This window comes from Micromonospora sp. WMMD1155 (assembly GCF_029581275.1).
Taxonomy (GTDB): Bacteria; Actinomycetota; Actinomycetes; order Mycobacteriales; family Micromonosporaceae; genus Micromonospora.
In genome coordinates this window covers 5,622,361-5,644,219 of the sequence record NZ_CP120742.1, presented here as the reverse complement: position 1 = coordinate 5,644,219, position 21,859 = coordinate 5,622,361, and the positions used below count along the sequence as shown (strand labels likewise).

17 protein-coding genes are annotated in these 21,859 nt (G+C 72.1%); 11 read left to right on the top strand and 6 right to left on the bottom strand.

The features are described 5' to 3' along the window. The first annotated feature begins 43 nt into the window (after positions 1 to 43). Entirely contained in the window at positions 44 to 499 is a 456-nt protein-coding gene (locus O7617_RS25865) for a septum formation initiator (RefSeq protein WP_282258725.1), read from the top strand. Between the two features lie 33 nt (positions 500 to 532). Here the strand turns inward: O7617_RS25865 and O7617_RS25860 are convergent, their stop codons facing one another. Further along, positions 533 to 979, bottom strand: a complete 447-nt coding sequence (locus O7617_RS25860; RefSeq protein WP_282258724.1) for a MarR family winged helix-turn-helix transcriptional regulator — start codon at positions 977 to 979, stop codon at positions 533 to 535. A 55-nt stretch (positions 980 to 1,034) separates the two neighbouring features. Here O7617_RS25860 and O7617_RS25855 point away from each other — a divergent pair, with 55 nt between their 5' ends. Continuing rightward, on the top strand, positions 1,035 to 1,394 hold the full coding sequence (locus O7617_RS25855; protein ID WP_282258723.1) for a hypothetical protein: 360 nt from the start codon (positions 1,035 to 1,037) through the stop codon (positions 1,392 to 1,394). Between the two features lie 266 nt (positions 1,395 to 1,660). On the opposite strand, the gene O7617_RS25850 is transcribed toward O7617_RS25855, so the two are convergent. Both O7617_RS25850 and rpsD read right to left on the bottom strand, forming a co-directional pair. Next, the gene (locus O7617_RS25850) at positions 1,661 to 5,608 is read right to left on the bottom strand and encodes a ThuA domain-containing protein (protein ID WP_282258722.1); all 3,948 of its coding nucleotides are present in this window, start codon (positions 5,606 to 5,608) and stop codon (positions 1,661 to 1,663) included. Between the two features lie 256 nt (positions 5,609 to 5,864). After that, entirely contained in the window at positions 5,865 to 6,473 is a 609-nt protein-coding gene (gene rpsD, locus O7617_RS25845) for a 30S ribosomal protein S4 (RefSeq protein ID WP_282258721.1), read from the bottom strand. A gap of 113 nt (positions 6,474 to 6,586) precedes the next feature. Here rpsD and O7617_RS25840 point away from each other — a divergent pair, with 113 nt between their 5' ends. Together O7617_RS25840 and O7617_RS25835 are read left to right on the top strand one after the other, a co-directional pair. Then, on the top strand, positions 6,587 to 7,246 hold the full coding sequence (locus O7617_RS25840) for a DUF2470 domain-containing protein (RefSeq protein ID WP_282264872.1): 660 nt from the start codon (positions 6,587 to 6,589) through the stop codon (positions 7,244 to 7,246). Between the two features lie 123 nt (positions 7,247 to 7,369). Continuing rightward, entirely contained in the window at positions 7,370 to 7,660 is a 291-nt protein-coding gene (locus tag O7617_RS25835; protein ID WP_282258720.1) for a DUF1540 domain-containing protein, read from the top strand. Positions 7,661 to 7,710: 50 nt separating this feature from the next. Here the strand turns inward: O7617_RS25835 and O7617_RS25830 are convergent, their stop codons facing one another. From O7617_RS25830 to O7617_RS25820, 3 genes are all read right to left on the bottom strand, one after another. Further along, positions 7,711 to 9,171, bottom strand: coding sequence for a GTPase (locus tag O7617_RS25830; protein WP_282258719.1), 1,461 nt, complete (start codon positions 9,169 to 9,171; stop codon positions 7,711 to 7,713). Then, a complete protein-coding gene (locus O7617_RS25825; protein ID WP_282264871.1) occupies positions 9,168 to 11,024 on the bottom strand; it encodes a dynamin family protein in 1,857 nt (618 codons plus the stop codon). The genes O7617_RS25830 and O7617_RS25825 overlap by 4 nt, the downstream gene beginning before the upstream one ends. A 115-nt stretch (positions 11,025 to 11,139) precedes the next feature. Continuing rightward, entirely contained in the window at positions 11,140 to 12,027 is an 888-nt protein-coding gene (locus tag O7617_RS25820) for an IniB N-terminal domain-containing protein (RefSeq protein WP_282258718.1), read from the bottom strand. A gap of 297 nt (positions 12,028 to 12,324) precedes the next feature. Between O7617_RS25820 and O7617_RS25815 the strand changes: the two genes are divergently transcribed. The 7 genes from O7617_RS25815 (at position 12,325) to O7617_RS25785 (ending at position 21,765) form a co-directional block, all read left to right on the top strand. After that, a complete protein-coding gene (locus O7617_RS25815; RefSeq protein ID WP_282258717.1) occupies positions 12,325 to 13,590 on the top strand; it encodes an Hsp70 family protein in 1,266 nt (421 codons plus the stop codon). A 5-nt stretch (positions 13,591 to 13,595) separates the two neighbouring features. Further along, positions 13,596 to 16,151, top strand: a complete 2,556-nt coding sequence (locus O7617_RS25810) for a LuxR C-terminal-related transcriptional regulator (RefSeq protein ID WP_282258716.1) — start codon at positions 13,596 to 13,598, stop codon at positions 16,149 to 16,151. Between the two features lie 36 nt (positions 16,152 to 16,187). Next, entirely contained in the window at positions 16,188 to 18,122 is a 1,935-nt protein-coding gene (locus tag O7617_RS25805; protein WP_282258715.1) for an ATP-binding protein, read from the top strand. Beyond that, positions 18,119 to 18,568, top strand: a complete 450-nt coding sequence (locus O7617_RS25800; RefSeq protein WP_282258714.1) for a roadblock/LC7 domain-containing protein — start codon at positions 18,119 to 18,121, stop codon at positions 18,566 to 18,568. The genes O7617_RS25805 and O7617_RS25800 overlap by 4 nt, the downstream gene beginning before the upstream one ends. After that, complete coding sequence (locus tag O7617_RS25795) at positions 18,546 to 18,926, top strand: DUF742 domain-containing protein (RefSeq protein ID WP_282258713.1); 381 nt, start codon at positions 18,546 to 18,548, stop codon at positions 18,924 to 18,926. Before O7617_RS25800 ends, O7617_RS25795 begins: the two co-directional genes overlap by 23 nt. Before the next feature lie 74 nt (positions 18,927 to 19,000). After that, positions 19,001 to 19,741: a cellulose binding domain-containing protein gene (locus O7617_RS25790; protein ID WP_282258712.1), complete on the top strand. Its 741-nt coding sequence runs from the start codon at positions 19,001 to 19,003 to the stop codon at positions 19,739 to 19,741. 107 nt (positions 19,742 to 19,848) lie between these two features. Continuing rightward, the gene (locus O7617_RS25785) at positions 19,849 to 21,765 is read left to right on the top strand and encodes a glycerophosphodiester phosphodiesterase family protein (protein WP_282258711.1); all 1,917 of its coding nucleotides are present in this window, start codon (positions 19,849 to 19,851) and stop codon (positions 21,763 to 21,765) included. Positions 21,766 to 21,859 lie beyond the last annotated feature (94 nt).

Sequence of the window (21,859 nt, the reverse complement as noted above, 5' to 3'; positions counted from 1 at the left end):
CCGGATGTGCCGACGACAACGATGGATCGGGGATAGTCGGAGCATGGGCCGTCGTTCGATCCTCGTCGCCACCGGGTGGGTGGCGACCGCCGCCGTGGCGACCCTGATCGGGGTGGGCGCGATCCGGTTGGTGGGCGAGAGCATCACCGGCACGCCGGGTGGGGTGCGCAGCGAGGCCGAGATCGAGCGGGCGCTCGCCGCACCGGAGCCGACGCCCACCGGCACGACGGGCACCGCCCCGACCGCACCGGGCACGAGCGCCGCGCCGAGCGCCGGGGTCCGCCGGGGGTTCGCCACCGACGGCGGCACGGCGGTGGTCGAGTGCGGCACCGGCGGCGTACGCCTCGTGTCCTGGGCGCCGGCGCAGGGCTACCGGGTCCGCGACGTGGACCGGGGGCCGGACGACGACGTCGAGGTCACGTTCGAGGGACCGAACCGGGAGTACGAGTTGAAGGTGCGCTGCATCGGCTCGGAGCCGGTGTCCGTCGCCGACGACTGAATGCCGCCGAGCAATCGGTGTGCGGGCGGCGGGCTACCGGCGTTGCAGGGCGTCCACCAACCTGCGGATCGTCGCGCGTGCGTCCTCGAGATCGCTGAGGCTGAGGCCGGCCCGGTCGACGGCCTCCCGCCGATCGGCGTCTGAGCGTCGCAGTAGGCCGGTGAGCGTGTTCCGGCCCGCTTCGGTGAGTGTCACGAGTGGCGCGCGGCGATGATCGGGGTTGTCGTGCAACTCCACCATCGCGGCACGGGCCAGGTCGTCGACCACCCGCTGCACGCTCTGTCGAGCCAGGCCGAGTCTGCGCGCCGCGCTCGCGACGGTGCGGGAGCCGTCGGAGAGCACGCTCATCACGTGCCATCGCGCGGCGGTTTGCCCCTCTTCGCGGGCGAGCTCCTCACTCGAGCGCCGGGACTCGCCCGCCAGCTCGTACACGTCCGCCATCAGCAGCCGGTACGCGTCGATCCGTTCCCGTTCCGTCATCAACAGCATGGTACCGGCTATTGACAGCCCACTACGCTAACGACAGCATGCTGTCATGATTCTTCGACTGTGGAGCGGATGGACGGGGCCCGCACTTGCTGACGCCTACGAGCGGCTGCTGACGCAGGACATCGCACCCACGATCCTCGCCCGGGGCGTGGACGGGCTTCGCGAGCTTCGGGTGCTGCGTCGCTGCCCGCAGGAGCTGGACCCCACCGAGGGCAGCGAGTTTCTCACCGCCATGACATTCACGGACTTCGCCGCGGTGTCCGCCTTCACCGGCGGAGATCCGTCGACCTCGGTCGTCCCGCCTGCCGCCCGTGAGCTGCTCGCACGCTTCGACCGGCAGTCCCGGCACTATGTCAGCCGAGCGGTGTTCCGCGACGGTGATGGACAGCCGCCAGGCACCGGGTGAGCAGCCTCCCACCTCACCTACCCAGCGGCTGCCCACGGTCGGCGTATGGCGACCATGCGCAGAAGGCGCCAAGCCGCTCGTCGACGCCTGGCAGCCCGCTGCTCACCACCAGCGGCCCGCCGGGGCGGACCACGCGCAGGGCCGCTCCGTGATCAGTTGATGACAAATAGTCGTCAGGGGACCAGCGGAACTACTTTTCATCACATGATCAAGGCGAGTCCGCCCCCACCGCCCAATCGACGGTGGGGGCGGACTCCGGTGGTGGTTCAGCTGGTGTACGCCTCCACCTCCCAGAGCGAGTGGCCGTAGCCGGTGCCCCGGGCAGTGCCGTTGATCCGCAGGTAGCGACCGTTGGCGTTGAGCGCGGTGTGTTCGTCCACCCCGCCGTCGCCGCCGGTCACCGACTTCACTGTGGTCCAGGTGGTGCCGTCGTTCGAGGTCTGGATCTGGTACGCGCTGCTGTACGCCGCCTCCCAGCTCAGCTTGACCCGACCGATGGCGGTGGGGCTGCCGAGGTCGACGCGGATCCACTGCGGGTCGGAGAAGGTGCTCGACCAGCGGGTGGTGAGGTTGCCGTCGACCGCCTGGGCGCCGGTCACGTCGGCTCCCTCGTTGCTGGACGTCGTCGTCGGCTTGTTCAGGAGCAGGTTGCCGGTCGGTCCGGTCGGGCCGCCGGTGCCGCCGTACACCTCGAACTCGAACAGCGAGTAGCCCCAGGCGGTGCCCCGGGTGGTGCCGAGGAGTCGGACGTACCGGCCGGAGCCGGTGAGCCCGGTCAGGTCGTCCACTCCGCCGTCGCCGCCGGTCACCGTGCGGATCGTGGTGAAGGTGACGCCGTCCGCTGAGGTCTGGATCTGGTAGCCGCTGCCGTACGCCGCCTCCCAGGTCAGCTTGACCCGGTTGATCGCGTAGCTGGCACCGAGGTCCACGTCGATCCACTGCGGATCACTGAACGCGCTGCCCCAGCGGGTGCCGGCCACGCCGTCGAACGCGTTGGCCGCGGTGAAGGCGCCCTCGAAGCTGGACGCTCGCGCCGGCTTGCCCCGGGCCAGGTTCGCGCCCGGCTCGGGATCCGGGTCGGGGTCCGGGTCCGGCCCCGGTCCACCGGGGCTGGTGGAGAGGGTGAACTCGTCGATGTCGAAGTACGGGCCGGTGCCCTTGAAGACCAGGAACAGGGTCCGGGTGCCGGTGAGGGCGGTGACCCCTCCGGTGACGGTGGCGAAGGTGGCGTACCCGCCGGTGGGTGTGACGGTGGCCGAACCGACCAGTGGGCCGGTGGGCGAGTCGACCCGCAACTCCAACGTGCCACCGCCGCCGGCCGGTGCGCCGACCCGGGCGCTGAACGACTGGACGCCGGTCAGGTTGTAGGGGCGGAACGAGATCCAGTCGTTGTTGTCGATGTAGCCGACCGCCGCGCCGCCGTGCCCGGCCGCACCTGCCACGATCTGGACGCCGGACGAGTCACCGAAGTGCTCGGCCTGACGTACCCGGGGTTGCAGGACGGCCTGGGTGTGCGTGGTCAGCGCGGGTTGACCACCGCCGCCCAGGTCGGTGTACTCGGCGTCGATGATGCCGAAGATATTCGCCGCGGTGTCATGCTCGCCGTCGGCCGAGGTCTGGATGACACCGGAGCAGCCCTGCACACTGCCGAGCTGGTGCCCGTGCGAGTCGTGGCCGAGGACGTAGTTCACCTTCACCCGGGCGCAGTTGATCGCACCGTCCTGGGCGTCGGTGACGGTGACGGTGAACGGGACCGCGTCCCCGAAGGCGAAGGTCTGCCCGTTCAACGGGGTGTTCACGGTGACCACCGGGGCGCTGTTGCCGACCGTGACCACCACGCTCGCGGTCGCCGTCTTGCCGGTGGTGTCCCGGACCGTCAACGTCGGGCTGCGGGTCCCGTTCGTGGTGTACGTGAAGCTGGGGTTCGCCGCCGTCGAGTCGGTGGTGCCGTTGTTGTCGAAGTCCCAGGCGTAGGTGAACGGGTCCCCGTCCGGGTCGAGCGTGCCGGCCGACGAGAAGGCCACGGTCAGCGGCGCGGTGCCGCTGGTCGGGGTGGCGGACACCTTGGCGACGGGCGCCCGGCCCTCGCGGGCGTACTCGATGCGGTAGAGCGCCGAGTTCGCGTCGCCGTTGAACCAGCCGGTGCCGTAGTCGAGGACGTAGAGCGCGCCGTCGGGGCCGAACTCCATGTCCATGACCTGGGTGCCGGTCCACGGGAACGGGTTGATCTTCAATGGTTGGCCGGTCGAGTCGAGCTTGATGTTCTTGATCCAGCGGCGGCCGAACTCACCGGCGAAGTAGGTCCCGTCGTAGTACTCGGGGAACGCCACGGGCGAGGTGCTGGTGCGGTCGTACCGGTAGACCGGCCCGCCCATCGGCGACAGACCGCCGCCGGTGAACTCGGGCGGCGAGCCGGAGCCGCCGTACGGCAGCCAGGCCGGGATCGCCGGGGGCAACTGGGTGATGCCGGAGTTGTTGGGCGAGTTGTTCACCGGCCCGCCCGCGCAGTCGAACTTCGGCCCGGACGGCCCGGACGGGAAGGTGTAGTCGTTGTAGGCGTCGTTACGGGCGGTGCAGTAGGGCCAGCCGTAGAAGCCGGGCCGGTCGATCCGGGCGAACTCGACGTTGCCCGCCGGTCCCCGGTTGGGGTCGGCGGTGCCCGCGTCCGGACCGTAGTCGCCGAGGTAGACGACGCCGGTGGCCTTGTCCACGCTCATCCGGAACGGGTTGCGGAAACCCATGGCGTAGATCTCCGGACGGGTCCGCGCGGTGCCCGGGGCGAACATGTTGCCGGCCGGGATGGTGTAACCACCGGCCGCGCTCGGCTTGATCCGGAGCACCTTGCCGCGCAGGTCGTTGCTGTTCGCCGAGGTGCGCTGCGCGTCGAACGCCGGGTTGCGCCCGGCGCGCTCGTCGATCGGGGTGAAGCCGGCCGAGTCGAACGGGTTGGTGTCGTCGCCGGTGGACAGGTAGAGGTTGCCCGCCGCGTCGAAGTCCATGTCGCCGCCGACGTGGCAGCACATGCCCCGGCTGGTCGGCACGTTGAGGATCAACGTCTCGCTGGCCAGGTTGATGGTGTTGTCCGCGTTCACGGTGAACCGGGCCAGCCGGTTGACGCCGTCCCAGACCGCGAAGTCGGCCGGGGTGCCGGTGGCCGGCGCACCACCACCGGGGGTGCTCAGTGGTGGGGCGTAGAACGCGTACACCCAGCGGTTGGTGGCGAAGTTGGGGTCGGCCTTGATGCCCTGCAGACCTTCCTCGTCCCCGGTGTAGACCGGCAGGGTGGCGGCGATCTTGGTGTTGCCGTTGGCGTCGGTGTGCCGGATCACGCCGTTGCGGGAGGTGTGCAGCACACCCCGGTCGGGCAGGACGGTGAGACTCATCGGCTCACCGGTCTCGGCCGCGCCCTTGGCCAGCTCCACCTGTTGGAAGCTGCTGGTGACGGTGCCACCGCAGTCGGCGTCGACCTCCCCCGCCGCGGTCCTGATGCCGCCGAGCAGGTGCTGGCGGAAACTCGCCTCGCTGTACGACGCGTCGGTGTGCCCCAGGCCGGTGTACCAGGCCCGACCGCCGGAGTAGTTCTGGCACCAGGAGATCGGGTGGTCGGCTCCCATGCTTCCGCCGGTGTAGGTGGTCTCGTCCAATGTGGCCAGGACGTGCACGTTGCCCCGGGGGTTGGTGCGGTAGTTGTACAGCTCGTCGAACCGGCTCCACCGCTGCGGCAGCCCAGCCGTGGAGGGGTGCACCTGGTCGGCGACCTTGACGGTGACGGTCTGCTCGGCCGGGTGCGAGGCGAAGTACGCCCCGACCAACCCGCCGTACCACGGCCAGTCGTACTCGGTGTCGGAGGCGGAGTGCACGCCGACGTACCCGCCGCCGCCGGTGATGTAGCGCTCGAACGCGGCCTGCTGGGCGGCGTTGAGCACATCCCCGGTGGTGGACAGCCAGATCACCGCGGCGAACCGGTCCAGGTTGGCGTCGGTGAACTGCGCGGCGTCCTCGGTGGCCTCGACGGTGAACCCGTTGGCCGCGCCGAGCTGCTGGATGGCGGCGATGCCGGGGGTGATGGATCCGTGCCGGAACCCGGCGGTCTTGCTGAAGACCAGGACGGTGAACGGTGCGGCGCTGGCCGTGGGTGGCGCGGCGACGATGCCGCCCGCCACGAGGATCGTGCTCAGCGCGAGGCCGAGCCACGATCTCAGGGATCTGCGCACAGTGGGGTCCTTTCGCGGTGCGGGGACGGCGTGCGCCGATCACGCCAGGCGGGTGGTGGGACGAGACATGTGAATGCATCGTTGCGTCCCGGTTGCGGGCGCGTCAAGCACTCTTCCACCATCCGTGAGAGCGTTATCTCCGCAGGTCAGCGACGACCGCGTCAGGCAAGATCGAATAACGCTTTTCGGGGCCGCGATCCGCGCGTGGAGGGCCCCGGAGCCATCGGACCCCTCCACACGGTCGCCCCGTCCGCGTTCAGCGCGAGTAGTACTCGACGACGAGTTGCTCGTCGCAGACGACCGGAACCTCCGACCGCAGCGGGAGCCGGACCAGCCGGACGGTCAGGTCGGACAGGGTGACGTCGAGATAGGGGGCGGGCCGCTCCGGAGCGTGCGCCCCGGCCGCCGCGACGACGAAGGGAGCCTTGCCCCGGCTGCGTTCCGCCACGGCGATGACGTCACCGGGTTGCAACCGCGCGGACGGCCGGTCCACGCGGCGGCCGTTCACGGTGACGTGCTGGTGGGTGACGACCTGGCGCGCCTGGTAGATGGTGCGGGCCAGACCGGCGCGCAACACCAGGGCGTCCAACCGGCTCTCCAACTCGACGATCAGCTCTTCGCCGGTCTTTCCCGGCCGACGCACGGCCCTGTCGAACGCACGCCGCAACTGCCCCTCGTGCAGGTCGTACTGCGCCTTGAGTCGCTGCTTCTCCAGCAGCCGGACCTTGTAGTCGCTGGTGGTGCGCCGAGCACGGCCGTGCTGTCCCGGCGGGAACGGGCGGCGCTCGAAGTAGCGCACACATTTCGGGGTCAGCGCGATGCCCAGGGCACGGGAGCGCTTGACCTTGGGGCGGGTCTGATTCATCCTTCACCTCTCAACTAAGGTAAGGCTAACCTTATTAGGAGATGATCGCCTTGAGCAAGCTCCCGACCAGCACGGCGGACTCCACCGACGACGCGGCCGTGCGACTCCGGTCGATGCTCGTCGCCACCGACTCGCTCACCCTGCGCGTCCCGGGCATCGAGGCGTACGTCGGCGGACGGCACGCCGTGACGGGTGACGGGCGGTTGCGGGTGGAACTACCGGCCCGGAGCCACCTGACCGACCACCTCACGCACCAGCGGGAGACCGTGGCAATGGTCGAGGTGACCGACCTGGCACCCACTCCGGTCCGCGACCGGGTACGTGGGCGCGGCACGCTCACCGGCTGGCTGGTGACCGAGGCGGTCCTGACCGCAGGGGATCAGGAACCGGTGGCGGTCCTCGACCTCGCCACCGCCGAGTTGACGGTCGACGGCCGCTCCACACACGTCGATCCGGACGCGTTCGCGACCGCCCGGCCCGATCCGCTGGCCGCCTCCGAAGCCGACCTGCTGTGCCACCTCGACCACCACCACCCGCAAACCGTCGAGCGGCTGTGCCGCCTGGTACCCGCCCGGCAACTGCAGGGCGTCCGCCGGGTCCGGCCGGTCCGACTGGACCGCCACGGGCTCGTACTCCGGCTGGAACTGACCGCTGGTGACCGGGACGTCCGGCTGAGGTTCCGCACGCCGCTGCGGCATCCGGACCATCTCGGCCTCGAGATCGAGGCACTGCTGCAGCAAGCTCACGGCTGCCGATCCCGACGCGCCCGCTGACGGGCGCCTCCGCAGGGGTTAGGTAAGGCTGCCCTAGGCAAAATATCCTGAGAAAGTGCGAATTGTCCTGTCGGTGCCGGGTACTGGAGTGACCCTGCACCACCGACGGAAGCGAGATCGCCGATGACCGACATGCTGGAGATGCCGCGGGTCCACGAGTGCACAGTCACCGACTGCGGCTACAACCACGACGGCTGCCACGCGTTCGCCATCACCATCGGGCAGCAGAACGCCAACTGCGCCACGTTCATCGACACCTCGGCGAAGGGCGGGCTCGACCGCGTCATCGCCCAGGTCGGGGCCTGCAAGCGCAGCGACTGCCGACACAACGCCGAGTTGGAGTGCCACGCACCGTCCATCCGGGTGGGCCCGGGCCAGGACATCGCCGACTGCCAGACGTACCAACCAGGCTGAGCGCGTATCGACGGGGGCGGCCGTGACGGTCGCCCCCGTCGCGTCCCCGGTCAGCGACCACCCGCGGCCAGTTCGGCGATCATCCCCTCGCAGCTCCGGACGACGACCTGCGCGCCGCGCCGCTGCGCCAGCGGAAGCAGCGGACCCTCGGCCCGGTCCCGCCACCGCCACTGCGCGTCGGAGGCGACCTCCCAGAGCCGCTGCGCGGTCGCCTCGTGCTCGACACCGAGCCGGGCGGCGAGACCCACCCCGTTGCCCCCGACCAGCCGCTGCGCCTCGTCGGCCAACGCCGCGTCGAACCCGAGCCGGGTGTTGCGCAACGCCACCAGCAGGCGCAGCTCCCGGAACTCGTGCGCGCCGGCGAGGATCTGCTCGACCGCGCCGACCAACTCGTCGGACCCCCGGGCCGGCTCGGCCCGCAGCACCGCCTCCACGGCGGCCAGCGCGGACCGGGCCTTCAGCGCGTCACGGCGGTCGATGAAGCAGCGGGTCACCGACTCGCGCAGCTCGGTGAGACCGCTGCGCCGGATCAGCTCGGCGGAGAGCTTCACCCGACTGTCGAACCCACTTCGGACCAACGTGGCCGCGAGCCGGACGCCGAAGATCCCGAACCGGTTCAGCAGTGCGGCGCGCACCTCGGTGTCCAGGTGAACCGGCAACTCGCCTCGGAGGAAACGATCGGTGGAGATCAGGTGGGCGTCCAACTCCGCACGGGGTACGCGGGCCAGGGCCGCCAGCGCCGCGAAGTCCGACTCGCCGAGCATCCTGCCCGCCAGGCCGAGCATCCCACTGCACGCCACGACGTTCACGCTGAGCGCGCTCACCCGCGGATCGCGGTGGTGCCGTCGAGCGAGCTGGCGGGCGGTCAGCAGGCCGTCGATCCGGCCTCCCCCGGTCTCGTCCGCCCGGGACAGCACCATGAGCACGTTGACCGGGGCGGCCTGCCCGACGGCGCCGTCCCGGGCCGCCTCCAGCACCCGCAGGTCGCTGTCGCGTCCGTCGCGGGTCAGGTACAACACCGCGTCCGAGTCCCGCAGCACCCGCTCCAACACCGACGCCCGGCCCTGCTCGACGTCACCGTTGACCGCCGGGGTGTCGATGAGCGTGATCTGCCGCAGCGCCCGCGTGGGCCACTGCACGACGATGTCGCGCAGGTCGCCGGTGTCCCAACCGAGGTCCACCCGCAGCCCGGTCGCCGACTTCACCACCGCCAACTCCTGCGGAGGCTGACCGGCCGGGTACGCGGTGGCGCGTGGCACCGGACCGTCCTCGTACCAGGTGAAGACGCCCTCGGCCCGCTCGACCGGAGCGACCTCCTCCCCCATCAACGCGTTGAGCACCGTCGACTTACCGGCCCGCCACGGGCCCGCCACCGCGATGCGCAGTGGTTGCTCCAACCGGGCCACCTGGTTGCGCAACTGCCCCACCACCCGCGGGTTGTCCTGGTAGAGGCCGATGGCCTGGTGCAGCAGCCCCCAGGCCGCCTCGTCCAACCGCAACCCCACCGTCATGTCTGCGGCTCCAACAGCAGCGGGGCGGACCGAGCGCCGGTCAACTGCTGCGACTGCTCGTAGAGGGCAGCCAGTCGGGTCATCTTCAGCCGGATCTCGCGCTGTCGCTGCTCACGCAGCGAGGCGTCGGTGTCGGCCTCCTGCTTCGCGCTGCGGAACGACTGGACGATGGCCTCCTGCAACTCCTCGGTCAACCCCGTGAAGTGGTCCCGCAGCATCCGTTGCACCTGACGGACGGCGTCGCGGCAGTCCCGGCTGATGCGGACGAAGACGTCGTCGACGTGACGTTGGATGCTGGCCTTGACGGTCGCCTGACGGCGACGGAGCAGCTGCTTGCCCTCGTCGCGGATGCTCTTGCCACCGAAGAGCGCCCCGATGCCCACCGAGACCGGGTTGATCATCGGCATGCCGGCCAGGGTGGTCGCCAGACCGAACATCAGCATGCCGCCGTACGAGCCCTTCATGCCGGTGAACAACTTCTGGCCGGTGGTGAACCTGTCGATCGTCGGCCGTTGCAGCTCCGGTATCCGCTCACCGATGTCGTCCGGCATGGACATCGACCACGGCGGCAGCACGTCGTAGCCGTACCGGTTGAAGTTGGCGGCGACCCGGCGGGCGATCCAGTCGCAGCGCTGGACCAGCCACTCGCGGTTCGCCTCGGCCGCATCGACCAGGCTCCTCTCCAGCCAGTCCTCGAAGGTGTCCCAGGCCACCAGCGGGTCGGCGGTGTCGAACGCCTCGTCCACAGTGCGCAGGATCTCCCGCGTCCGGTCACGAAGGTCGTACTCGATGTCGGAGAGCAGGTCGCCGATCTCGTCGTTCAGGGTGTTCTGCCAACGGGTGGAACACCGGCGCAGCTCGTCGACCTCGCGCTGCGCCGCGTGCAACCGGGAGATGGGCCCGGACTGTTCCTCGGTCTCCTGGGTGGCCAACTCGGCGCGCAGCGGAGCGGCCAACTGCTCCACGACCGTCCGGGCCACCGCCTGCACGGACGCCCGGGCCAGGTGGTCCGCCTTGCCGGCCAGGTCCCGTTGCAGTCGGGCGATCAGCTCGGGAAAGCCGGACTCGGCGTTGAGAGCACGGTCGTCGGCCGCGGCGGCGCGTAGTCGCAGCGCCGCCGACACCGGTATCAGCGTCGCCGGGACGCCGGCCTCGACCAGGTGTCGCCGGTTGCGCTCGGCCACCGCGCGCCAGTCGGCCACCAGGTCGGTCTTGCTCTGCACCACCACCACGTTCGGATGGGACCGCATCACGTGCAGCACCATGTTCAGCTCGGCGACCGACAGTTCCCGGGTGGAGTCGGAGACCAGCAGCACGATGTCCGCGCGGGCCGGAGCAGCGATCGGGGCGAAACCGCCGACACCGGCGACCTCGTCGGTGCCGGGAGTGTCCACCAGCACCATCCCCGCACGGAGCAGGGCGCGTGGCACCCCGATCTCGACGTACGCCGGGCCGCCGCCCGCCCGACGACCGACGGTTCCGGCCACGCCCGCCGCTACCTGGTTGAGTGCCACCGGCGTTCGCTCGACGGTCACCGCGTCGGCGGTGCCGGCGGAACGGCCCGAGGCGGGTGCCGGGGCCTGCGCCACCGCCGCGGACGGGGCGTCGGCGTGCCGCACGACGGTCGGCAGGACGGTTGTGCGGCCGTCACCGACCGGGCAGGCCGGGGCATTGATGATCGCATTGATGAGCTGACTCTTGCCCTGGTTCGGTTCGCCGATGACCAGGACGCGCAGCGTCGGGTCCAGCAGTTGGGCACGCTTCTGCCGCACCGTCTGGAGCAGGTCGGCACGACCGTGTGCACTGCACGTGCGGGCGATCTCGTCCAGCACGTCCAACCAGATCCCGGCCATCACCGCACCAAGTGTGCGGATTTCGGCTCAATTATCAAGAGGGACCGGATGGGGAACCCGAGAGGGCCGGACCGTCCGAGACGGTCCGGCCCCCCGCTCCGACCGGAGATCCGGGTCAGAGCAGACCGCCGGTGATACCCAGCAGCCCGTGATCGGACGAGGCTTGCGAGTCGCCGCCGAGCACACCGTCGGTGACCCCGCCGGTCACGTCACCGACCGTGTCGGTGACACCGGGGAGGATGCTGTCCACCTGGTGCGTCACGCCGCCCACCGTCGACGGCACGTCGAGCGGCGGGACCACGCCGCCGACGACACCGTCGCCGTGCCCGAGGCCCAGCCCACTGAGGGTGTCGTCGACACCGAGGGAGCTGACGACCCCGCCGATCTGACCATGGGTGCCGGAGAGGACACCATCGGTCAGATCGCCGCCGATCAGGTTCGAGTCGGTGACACCGAGCAGACCGCCCGGGTCCCCGACGGTGCCGGTGACGTCCCCGAGGACCGGGTCCGCGATGGCGTCCACCGGCTGCACGACATCGGCGTCGAGGGTGTACGCCACGTCGCCGACACCGGCCAGGTCGGTGTCGAGCCCGTTCGGGCCGACGCCCAGGCCGACGCCCGGCAGCACGGTGATCCCGGCGGCGGCGGTCGACGGGTCGACCGCGATGGCGCCGAGCACGCCGGCCTTGACGTCCACACCGGTGGGCGAACTGGTGACGCTGATCTGCTGCGCCACGCTCTGCAACTGGCCCACCACGTCGGTGGCGTCGGTGACCAGCGGTTCCAGCCCGAGCTGCCCGACGACCGGGGCGATCGGCCCGAGGCCCTGCCCCGGCGCGTAGTCGACGACCAGCGGCACCACGTCCTGCACGTCGGCGGCGGTGATGTCGGTCAGGCCGGCACCCCGCAGCGCACCCTCGGGATCGAGGTCGAAGGCCGACCGCGCGTCGGGGTTCGTCAGCAGGTCGAGCACGAAGTCGTGGAGGGTCTGGTGCGAGTCCATGTGCTGGTTCTCCTCGGATCTGGCGTCGGCGACGTGTCGTACGTCGACAACGACGCTATGGCCGGGGGCACCCCCCGGGCATCGGGGCTCAGCCCGAATCCGGGGCGGTTGAACTAGGGACTTCGCCGCCTCGTACGTTAGGGGGACAGGGGGAAACCGTCCCGGCGAGATTAGGGTCCCGACCAGGGGCTGATCTCTGGTACGAACGTAGGAGCCCGCGGGTTTCGCCGGGGGTGGGTCGTCGGCAGCACCGACGCCATCGCCACCGGCGGCCACCTCACGGGGGGAGAAGAAGCGATGCCGTACGTCCTGGGGATAGACATCGGGAGCACCAACACCGCCGCCGCCGTCGCACGGCTGCACGGCACCACCTGGACCCGTCCCGAGGCCGTTCCGCTGCACGTCGACTCCACTGTCGTACCGTCGGTGCTGTGCCTGTCCGAGGACGGCTCGCTGCACGTCGGCGAGCCCGTGACCGACGACGGCAGCCGCACCACACGCGACTTCGTCCACCGCATCGGCGACGACGTGCCGGTGCTGCTCGGCGGCGAGTCGTGTGCGCCGCAGACCCTCACCGCGGAGCTCGCGGCGTGGGTGGTGGAGCGGGTCCACGCCCAGGAGGGTGGGCCGGCCGAGGCGATCGTGCTCAGCCACCCGGCGGGGTGGCGCCCGTACCGGCGGGAGGTGCTGCATCGGGCCCTGTCCGGCTTCGGCCTGCGCAACGTGACGTTGTTGCCCCGAACGGTCACGGTGGCCGAGAGCCACGCGGCCCGCGGGTTCGCGGGCACCACCGCTGTCGTCTACGCCCTGGGTGGCAACAGCTTCGAGGCCGCGTTGGTGCGTCGCACCTCGCGTGGCACCTACGAGACGTTCGGCACTCCACAGGGGCTCGACTCGCTCGGCGGCGCCGACTTCGACGAGGCGCTGGCCGAGCACACCCGTACCGCGCTGGCCCGGGAGTTGGCCGCCGGCGCACGCCGCGGCACCCAGGCCGCGTTGCGCGGGCTGCGCGCGGAGTGCGACCGGGTCAAGCGGGTGCTGACCGTCGACCTGACGGCGGATGTGGTGCTGGCCCTACCGAACGGCCCGGCCCGGATACCGGTGACCCGGGCCCAGTTCGAAGAGATGATCCGCCCGACGGTGCAGGTCACCGTCGACCTCCTCCTGCGGGCCGTGCGCAGCGCCGACCTGACACCGGAGCAGCTCGACGGCGTCCTGCTGGCGGGTGGTTCGACACGGGTCCCGCTCGTCACCGAGCTGATCAGCGCGGCCCTCCCGGTCCCCGTCGAGGTCGAACCGGACTCCCAGCTGACCGCCGCCACCGGGGCGGCGATGGCCGCCTGTCAGGTGGTGTCGCCGCGCGCCCGTCGACACCCACCGGTACGCGAGGCGGCGCCGGTCAGCGGCGCCGGTCGGGCCACCCTCCCGGCACCCCGCCACCCCCACCACGACACCACCGTTCCGGGTGATCCGCCACCGCGGCCCCCGGTCCGGGTCCTCCCACTGGACCTGCCGAAACCGTCCCGCCTGGCGTTGGCCCGCAGCCGGGGACGCGAAGGATGACCCCAATGATCATGAACGACATCGCCGAATCCGGGTTGACGCTGGACCGGGGGCCGCAGGTCCTGCTGGACACTGTCGCGCAGGATCCGGCCGGGCCGCTCAGCGTCGGCATCGCCGGCCCGGGCGGTCACGGGAAGACCGCGCTGCTGGCGGAGCTGGCACGGGTCCACCGGCGGGCCGGGATCGCCGTCCGCACCGTCGCCCCCCAGCCGGGCGAAGCCGTCGACCCCGACACTGTGGTGCTCGTCGACGACGCGCACCTGCTCGACGACGCACGGGTCGAGGTGCTGCTGCGCCTGGTCGCCACCCGCCGACACCGGCTGGTCGTCGCCCACCGTCCGTGGCCCCGGTCGGCGGCCCTCAGCGAACTGGTCGACGCGTTGCGCCGCGACGGGCAGGCCGTGCTCCTCACGCCGTTCACCCGGGAGCAGACCGCGGCATACCTCGCCCACAGCCCGGATCTGGGCCGCCGTGACGACCTGGTGGACTTCGTCCACACCCAGACCGGCGGCGTACCCCGGGACGTCGAGCGGCTGGCCCGGGGCCTGGCCGGGGCCGACACCCGGACCGGCGCGCTGGTCAACCCACCCCGGTCGGTGGTCGCGGAGTTCGGGCCGGACCTGGACGTGCAGCCGGCCACCGTACGACGGCTGTTGCTCGCCGTCGCAGCGGGCGGGACGCTGCCGGTGAGCATGCTCGGCGCGCTCGTCGACCTGGAGCCGGCGGCGGTGGACGACCTGATCGCCACGACCAGGGCGGCCGGGCTGATCGGTGCCGACGGCCGGCTGGCGCCGATCGTGCGGCGGGCCGTCACGACGCTCAGCCCCACCACCGATCGGGCGGCGGTCTGGCGTCGGCTCACCGAGTTGCAGCTCGCCCGGGGTGGTGCGGTGCTGCCGTTGGTCCGGTCGCTGCTCGCGGTCGGCGCGCTCGGCGACTGCCCGGTCACGACATTGACCGCCGCGGCGAACGAGGCACTGGCCGACGAGCCGGCGTTCGCCGCCGAACTCTTCGCCGCCGCCACGGCGGCCGGGCGACCGGCCGGCGCCGAGCAGGCGCTCGCCGCCGCGCTCGCCGGCAACCTCGACGACGCCCTCCGGCTGGCGGACCGACTGCTGGCCACTGCCGCCCCGCCCGACCGCCGCGGAGCGGCAGTGGTGGCCGCGACCGCCCTGGCCCACCGTGGTCACGTCGGGCGCAGCGTGGAGCTGTACCGGTGGGCGGGCACCGCCTCGGCGACGGCCTTCGCCGCCGTCGGCGCGATCGCCAGCGGAGACCTGGGCGGTCCGGCCGAGCCGCCGACGGGCGACCCCACCGGCGAACCCCCGACCATGCACGCCAGCGCCGCCCGGCTGATGGCCACCGGTGTACGGGACAGCGTGTCCGGCCCGCCGACCGCCGCGCTCTCCGTCCTCGTCCAGGCCGCCGCGCTGCTGGAACCGGACGGGCGGGCGGCGCTCCTACCGGACAGCCCGGCGGCGCTCGCCGCGTTGACCGCTGTGCACTGCGGTGAGCTGGACATCGCCGAGCGGGTGCTGCACCGGGCCCTGGCCGCCGGTGTCGGTGGCCCGCTGATGGCGCGTCGCCACCGGCTGTTGCAGGCGTGGATCCTGATGGTCCGGGGCGACACGCACGCCGCGACCGAACGCCTCGCCACGGTCACGCTCGACGGACGGCAACTGGAGTCCCGGGACCTGCTCTTCGCCGCCGCGATCCGGATGGGCATCAGCCGGCGCAACAGCGACCTCGGTGCTCTCAAGCGTGGCTGGGGGCAGGCGTTGGAGGCGGTGGTCCGGCACCCGGTCGACCTGTTCACCCTGTTGCCGCTGGGTGAGCTGGCCATCGCGGGCGCGCGGCTCGGTGACCTGGCCCGACTGGAGCCGTACCTGCTCCAGGGGCGCGCGTTGCTGGGCCGACTCGGCGATCCCCCACTGTGGAGCGTGCCGCTGCGGTGGAGCGGTCTGCACGCGGCGATCCTGACCGCCGAACCGGCGGTCGCCGACGAACACGTCGCCGCGCTGCTCGCCGCCGCCGACCACAGCCGGTACGCCGCGGTGGTCGCCGCCGCCGCGGAGAGCTGGGTGGAGGTGCTGCGCGGCGACGTCGACCCGATCCGGGTGGAGGCCGCCGCCCGCGGGCTGCACGACACCGGGTTCTGCTGGGACGGCGCGCGCCTCGCCGGTCAGGCGGCCATCCGCACCGCGGACCGCCGGGCGATGACCACACTGCTCGAATGCGCCCGCGCACTCCAGGGACGACCGTCCGGCGGGTCGACACCGGCGACCGGCGCGACCACCGCTCGGGCCACCGGCCCCACCCAACAGGGGCTCAGCGACCGCGAGTACGAGGTCGCCGAGCTGGTGCTGGCCGGGTTGACCTATCGGGAGATCGGCGACCGGCTCTTCATCTCGGCCAAGACGGTGGAGCACCACGTGGCGCGGATGCGTAACCGGCTCAACTGCGCCAACCGCACCGAGCTGCTGGCCCTGCTGCGCACCATGGTCGCCGACCGGGCCAGCGACACGGCGGGGCAGCCGTGGCCACAGCGGGCCGTCCGATGAGGCGCCCGCGCACCTGCCGAGCGAGCGGGGCGGAACGTGACGCGTGACGAGATGCGACTGATCCGGGTCAGACTCGTCGTGCTGGCCGCCGTGCTGGTCTCACTCTGGTCGTACGCGGCCTATGTGGCCGGTCAGGACGCGATGGACCTGCTGCGGGTGCGCGCCCTGGCCGACACCCTGGGCCAACCCGTGGACCGCCTGATCCTGGGCTTGCAGACCGAACGCCGGCTGACGGCCGAGACGGTCACCGGAGCCGCGCCCGTGGCGGCGCCGCTCGTCGGAGCGCGCGAGGGCACCGACCGGGCCACCGCCGAGATCCGCGAGTTCGCCGAGGGCCACGACCTCCGCCTGCTCAGCGCCGGTGACGTCCGGGACCGGGCCGGGGAGCTGGTCCGGCGGCTCGACGGTCTGAGCACGGTCCGCTCCCGGGTGGACGCCGGGCGTCTCGACCCGGCCCAGGCGGTCGACGCGTACGACCAGGTCATCGACGTCGCCTTCCGGGTGTACGGCCCGGAGTGGGGCGCGTACGAGAGCGCGTTGGCCGCCGACACCCGCGCGGTGATCGCGCTGGCCCGCGCCCGGGAGTTGCTCGCCCGGGAGGACACCCTGGTCAGCGCGGCCCTGATCACCGGGCGGCTCGAAGCCGACCAGCGGCGCGGACTGACCGACCTCGTCAGCAGCCAGCGGTACGCACGCGGCGAGGCGGCGGCCGGGTTGCCCGCCGACGGCCAGGGCGAATACCAGCGACTGGTGGGCGGCCCCGACTTCGCGAACCTGCTCGCTCTGGAGGACCTGCTGTTCCGGGGCGACGGCGGCACCGCTCTGACCGGGATCACCGTCCCGGCCTGGCGGGCCGCCGCGGACACCGCGCTCGGCGCGTTGCAGACACTCGTGACGACCACCGCCCGCAGCAGTGCCGAGCGGGCGGCGCCGGGGGCGGCCGCCGTGGTCGCGCGTACCGGCGCGGTGGTGGGGCTCGGCCTCATCGTCGTGGTCGTGCTGCTGCTGGGCTGGGTGAGCACCGTCCGCCGCCTGACCGTCGGCCCGGCCAGGCCGGACGAGGCCCCCGTCCCGGTCCCGCCGTCCGCGCCCGCTGGGACGGCACCGGGTGGCGGCGTCGACGACCTGTTCCTGCGGCTCACCCGGCGCAACCAGGCCCTGCTGCGCGACCAACTCAGCCTGCTGGACGGGATGCAACGCCGGGAGCGGTCCGCCGAGGAGACCAGCGAGCTGTTCCACCTCGACCACCTCACCACCCGGGTCCGGCGCAACGTGGAGAAGCTGATCACCCTCGCCGGTGCGACGCCCGCCCGCCGTTGGCGGCGACCGGTGCCCCTGCTGGACGTGGCGCGCGGCGCGGTCGCCGAGGTGCCGGAGTACCACCGGGTTCTGATCGCGCCGCACTGGCCGTGGTCGCTGGCGGGTCCCGCCGTCACCGACGTCGTCCACCTGCTGTCGGAGCTGATCGAGAACGCGGTCACCCACTCGGCGGCGGACACCACGGTCCGCGTCGCGGGCGAGCACCGACCGCAGGGCTGCGCCGTCCTGGTCATCGACGACGGGCCCGGCCTGGAGGCGTCCGCGCTGGCCGAGGCGAACCACCTGCTCGACGACCCGCCGCCGGACGGCCCTCCCCCGGGTCTCGCGGGCCTGTACGCGGCCGCCGTGCTGGCCGACAGGTGCGGCGCCCACGTCTCGTTGCGTCCCAGCCGACGCGGTGGGACGGCGGCGATCGTGCTCCTCCCGGCCGGGCTGGTCACGTCCCACGGCAACGGCCCTGGTGCGGCCGCCGCAGCGCCCGACCCCACCCACCCGCCCACCCGCGACGCCGCCGATCCGCCCGCCCCGAACGGCGACGGTGCGCTGCCGACACGGGTTCGCCACGCCGGGCCGTCCGGCTTCGAAAACGACAGGACCAGCCTCGACACGGTCGAGATACCGATCGCCAGAACAGCAAGGAGACATCCATGACGTCCGCAGTGGTCACCAACGAGGGTCTGACCGGTGCCCTGGACCGCCTGGTCGACCGAGTGCACGGCGCGGAGTTCGCCGTGGTGCTCTCCCCCGACGGGCTGCCCCTCGGCGGCTCCCGGCAGGTGGGGGCGGAGCTTATCGAGCAGATCTCCGGTGTGGTCGCCGGTCTGATCGGGTTGGGGTTGGCCGCCACCCGGGTCTGCGAGGGAGGTGCGCTACGTCAGGTCGTGGTGCAGATGTCGCGGGCGTTCCTCTTCATCGCCACCATCCCGAACGGCACCATCCTCACCGTGCGGATCGCCGGTGACGACGTCGAGGTCGGCGACATGGCCTACGAGGTGGCGCTGTTCGTCGGGCAGGCCGAGCGGCACCTGCCGATCCGTCTGGGGCCGGCCTCCTCGGTGACGATCGGGGAGACAGGTGCGCAGCACCGGCACCGCTGACGAGGCGTGGTACGACGACGACGCGGGGCCGGTGGCCCGGCCGTACACGATGACCGGCGGGCGCACCGCGCCCACGGGCGGCCAGTTCGACCTGATCGCGCTGGTCGTCGCCCGTCGAGGGGCCACGCCGTCCACGCCACTCTTCCCTGAACAGGCGCGGCTCGTCGAGCTGTGCCACCATCCAGTGTCGGTGGCCGAGGTCGGCGCGGAGCTGGACCTTCCGTTGGGGACCGTCCGGGTGCTGCTCGGCGATCTGCTCACGGCCGGGCTGATCGAGACACACGACCCGCCGATGCTGTCGGAGCTGCCGACCGAGGACCTGCTGGAGGCGATCCTCGTCGGGCTTCGCGGTCTGTGACAGGGCCGGTGCCGGCCGCGATCCGCACGGATCCCGGTCGCGCATCCGGCGACGAACCGAAGGGGAGACAGGTAGTGCCGGCAACACCACCCCAACCACGCCGTACCGTGGCGATCATCCTGCTGGACCGGATCGTGGCTCTCGCCACGGCCACCCGGCGGGTGCTCACCGGTCGGGACGACGTCTCGCGGGCCACCTGGGTGGCCGCTGTCGCGGCGCTCGGGGTGCTGGCCGTGACGGTCGTCTCCGTCGTCGGGCTGCTGCGGACGCCGGAGAAGCTGACGCCGGTGACCCTCGACGCGCCGCCGTCCGCCGAGCAGGTGGGCACCCCGTCGCCGGACACCCCCCGGGCGCAGGCGCAGCCGGCCGCGAGCAGCCCGGCGGTGCCCGCTCCCCCACCGACCGCGTCGGCCACCGCTGTCGCACCGACGGTCGACGCGTCGACCCGACCCACCCCGACCGGTACGACCGCCTCGCCCACGCCCGCCGCCCTGAACGCCGACTTCTCCATCGCGGACAACGCGTTGCTCAGCTACGGCGCGGCCGTGACGATCACCAACCCCGGGTCGGTGGCGGTTCCGCAGTGGACGCTCACCGTGACCCTGCCCCGTGAGACGCTGCGCGTCAGCGCGGTCGAGGGTGCCCGGGCCAGCCGCGACGGCGCGGTGTGGACGTTCGTGCCGGACGGGGGCGCCGGCCAGGTACCGGGCAGCGCGTCGGTCCGGGTGACGTTCCGGGTCAACGGCTCACCGGCCGGTGCCGCCCCCGAGGCGTGCACCATCGACGGGACCGCCTGCACCGGCCTGACGCACTGACGGACCGGGCCGGGGTCGACGGGGGTCGAGAGCGGTACACCGAGCGTTCCGTCGGCGGCAACGCCTCATTGATCATGAGTTCGGGGCCGCTTCGTACCGTTCCGACCATGACTGTCCAACCCGTACCATCGTCGCTCGATCGCACCGGGTCGAGGTCCGGCGCCCTGCGTACCCGGGTCGCCGCCACCGTCGCCGCGCTCGCCGTCACCGGCGCCGCCGGTGCGGTCGCCCTCGCGACCTCGTCGCCCGCCACCGCCGGACCGGGCAGCGTCGTCGTCTCGGAGAACTTCTCGTCGGGGTCGCTGCCCGCTGGTTGGAACGCGGTCGACGGCACCTGGAAGGTCGAGAACGGCCGGCTGTACGGAACCTCCGCCGGCTCCGGCGACAACAACAAGATCACCTTTGGTCGGCACCTGAACGACTTCCGCCTCGAGGCGACGATGCGCTTCGAGACGGTCTCCGCGGCGACCCGGTGGGCCTCGCTCGGCATCGACGTCCCCGCCGACGGCGCGACCCCGTGGTGGATCGCCACCATGCGCAGCGGCACCACCGCCGCCAACGGCCTCGAATTCGCCCAGCGCACCACGGCCAACGCCTGGGTCGTGACGAACACCGCCTCCGCCCCGTACGCCGCCGGCACCGGTCGGGACGTCCGGGTGGCGGTCGAGGTGCACGGCAACCAGGCCCGCTGGATCTTCGACGGCCGGGAGGCGATGCGGACGAACAGTCTCCAGCGCTCCGCCGACGGTGTGCAGGGGCTCTTCGTCAACGGTGCGACGGTGTCGTACGACGACGTCACGGTCACCGAGCTGGCGGCCAACGGCTACCTGCGACCCGAGGGCAGCCCGTTCACTGTGATCGCCCACCGCGGCGCGTCCGCCGCAGCACCGGAGAACACGCTCGTCGCGCAGGAGATCGCCCGTCGCGGCGGTGCGGACTGGATCGAGAACGACGTCCAGCCGAGCAAGGACGGCGTCCCGTTCATCCTGCACGACTCCACCGTCGACCGGACCACCGACGGCACCGGCGCCATCCGGGACCTGACCGCCGCGCAGATCAAGGCGCTCGACGCCGGCTCCTGGTTCGGCCCGCAGTACGTCGGCGAGCGGGTGCCCACCCTCGCCGAGCAGTTGGCGGACCTACGGACCCGGGGCGGCAACCTGCTTCTGGAGATCAAGGGCAAGCACACCCGCGACGAGGTCGCCACCATCATCGAGGTGATCCGCGACGAGCAGATGACGAGCCGGGTCTTCGTCCAGAGCTTCGAGGTCGACGCGCTGCGCTACACCCACGAACTCGCCCCCGAACTGCCGCTGGGTCTGCTTCGCAGCACCCTGGACGCCGACCCGGTGGCCATCGCGAAGGAGCTGCACCTGACCGCGTACAACCCGGACGGCAACGCGTTGCTGGCCAAGCCGGAGGTCGTCGCCCCGCTGCACGCGGCCGGGGTCGCCGTGATGGCCTGGACGATGGACTCAGCCGGCCTGTGGCAGCGGTTGGAGCGGATCGGCACCGACGCGATCATCACCAACCGTGCGGCCGAGCTGGTCGGCTGGAACTCGGCGTTCCTGCAGCGGCCTTCCGTCGACCCGACCGTGGAGATCACCTCGCCGGTCGACGGTGCTCGGCTCGACCGCGCGCAGTCCCCGGTGATCGCGGTCGCCGCGACCAACGCGGACACGCTCACCGTCACGCTCGACGGCAAGAAGTCGGCCGTCGGGCGCAAGCTCGACCCGGCCAGGCTGACCGCGGGTCGGCACACCATCTCCGCCCAGGTGACCGGGCCCGAGGGTGCCGCCACCGCGACGAGCACCTTCACCGTGACGGTGAGCCAGGCCGGTCTCGGCTACCTGATCCTCACCTCCGGAGCCGATCCTGGCGCGGTCACGGCGATGACCACCAAGTTGGTCCACGCCCAGTACGCCGAGCTGGCCACCTACGCCGACCGGCAGGCCGGCAAGCTGGTGCCGGCCGAGATCGCCGGCGTCATCGCCGGTGACGCCCGCACCCTCGCCCTCAGGTAGTCCAGCGAGGTGGTCCCCGCCGTCGGCCCGGACGGCGGGGACCAGCGCTTTTCAGCCGACCGGTCCGGCGATCAGGAAGAGCGCAGCGCGTGCT

Coding starts and splice junctions, on each gene's coding strand:
- O7617_RS25785 (WP_282258711.1), top strand. CDS start 19,849: ATGACTGTCCAACCCGTACCATCGTCGCTCGATCGCACCGGGTCGAGG.
- rpsD (WP_282258721.1), bottom strand. CDS start 6,473: ATGAATCAGACCCGCCCCAAGGTCAAGCGCTCCCGTGCCCTGGGCATC.
- O7617_RS25860 (WP_282258724.1), bottom strand. CDS start 979: ATGACGGAACGGGAACGGATCGACGCGTACCGGCTGCTGATGGCGGAC.
- O7617_RS25800 (WP_282258714.1), top strand. CDS start 18,119: ATGACGTCCGCAGTGGTCACCAACGAGGGTCTGACCGGTGCCCTGGAC.
- O7617_RS25820 (WP_282258718.1), bottom strand. CDS start 12,027: ATGGACTCGCACCAGACCCTCCACGACTTCGTGCTCGACCTGCTGACG.
- O7617_RS25865 (WP_282258725.1), top strand. CDS start 44: ATGGGCCGTCGTTCGATCCTCGTCGCCACCGGGTGGGTGGCGACCGCC.
- O7617_RS25855 (WP_282258723.1), top strand. CDS start 1,035: ATGATTCTTCGACTGTGGAGCGGATGGACGGGGCCCGCACTTGCTGAC.
- O7617_RS25815 (WP_282258717.1), top strand. CDS start 12,325: ATGCCGTACGTCCTGGGGATAGACATCGGGAGCACCAACACCGCCGCC.
- O7617_RS25810 (WP_282258716.1), top strand. CDS start 13,596: ATGATCATGAACGACATCGCCGAATCCGGGTTGACGCTGGACCGGGGG.
- O7617_RS25840 (WP_282264872.1), top strand. CDS start 6,587: ATGCTCGTCGCCACCGACTCGCTCACCCTGCGCGTCCCGGGCATCGAG.
- O7617_RS25835 (WP_282258720.1), top strand. CDS start 7,370: ATGACCGACATGCTGGAGATGCCGCGGGTCCACGAGTGCACAGTCACC.
- O7617_RS25830 (WP_282258719.1), bottom strand. CDS start 9,171: ATGACGGTGGGGTTGCGGTTGGACGAGGCGGCCTGGGGGCTGCTGCAC.
- O7617_RS25825 (WP_282264871.1), bottom strand. CDS start 11,024: ATGGCCGGGATCTGGTTGGACGTGCTGGACGAGATCGCCCGCACGTGC.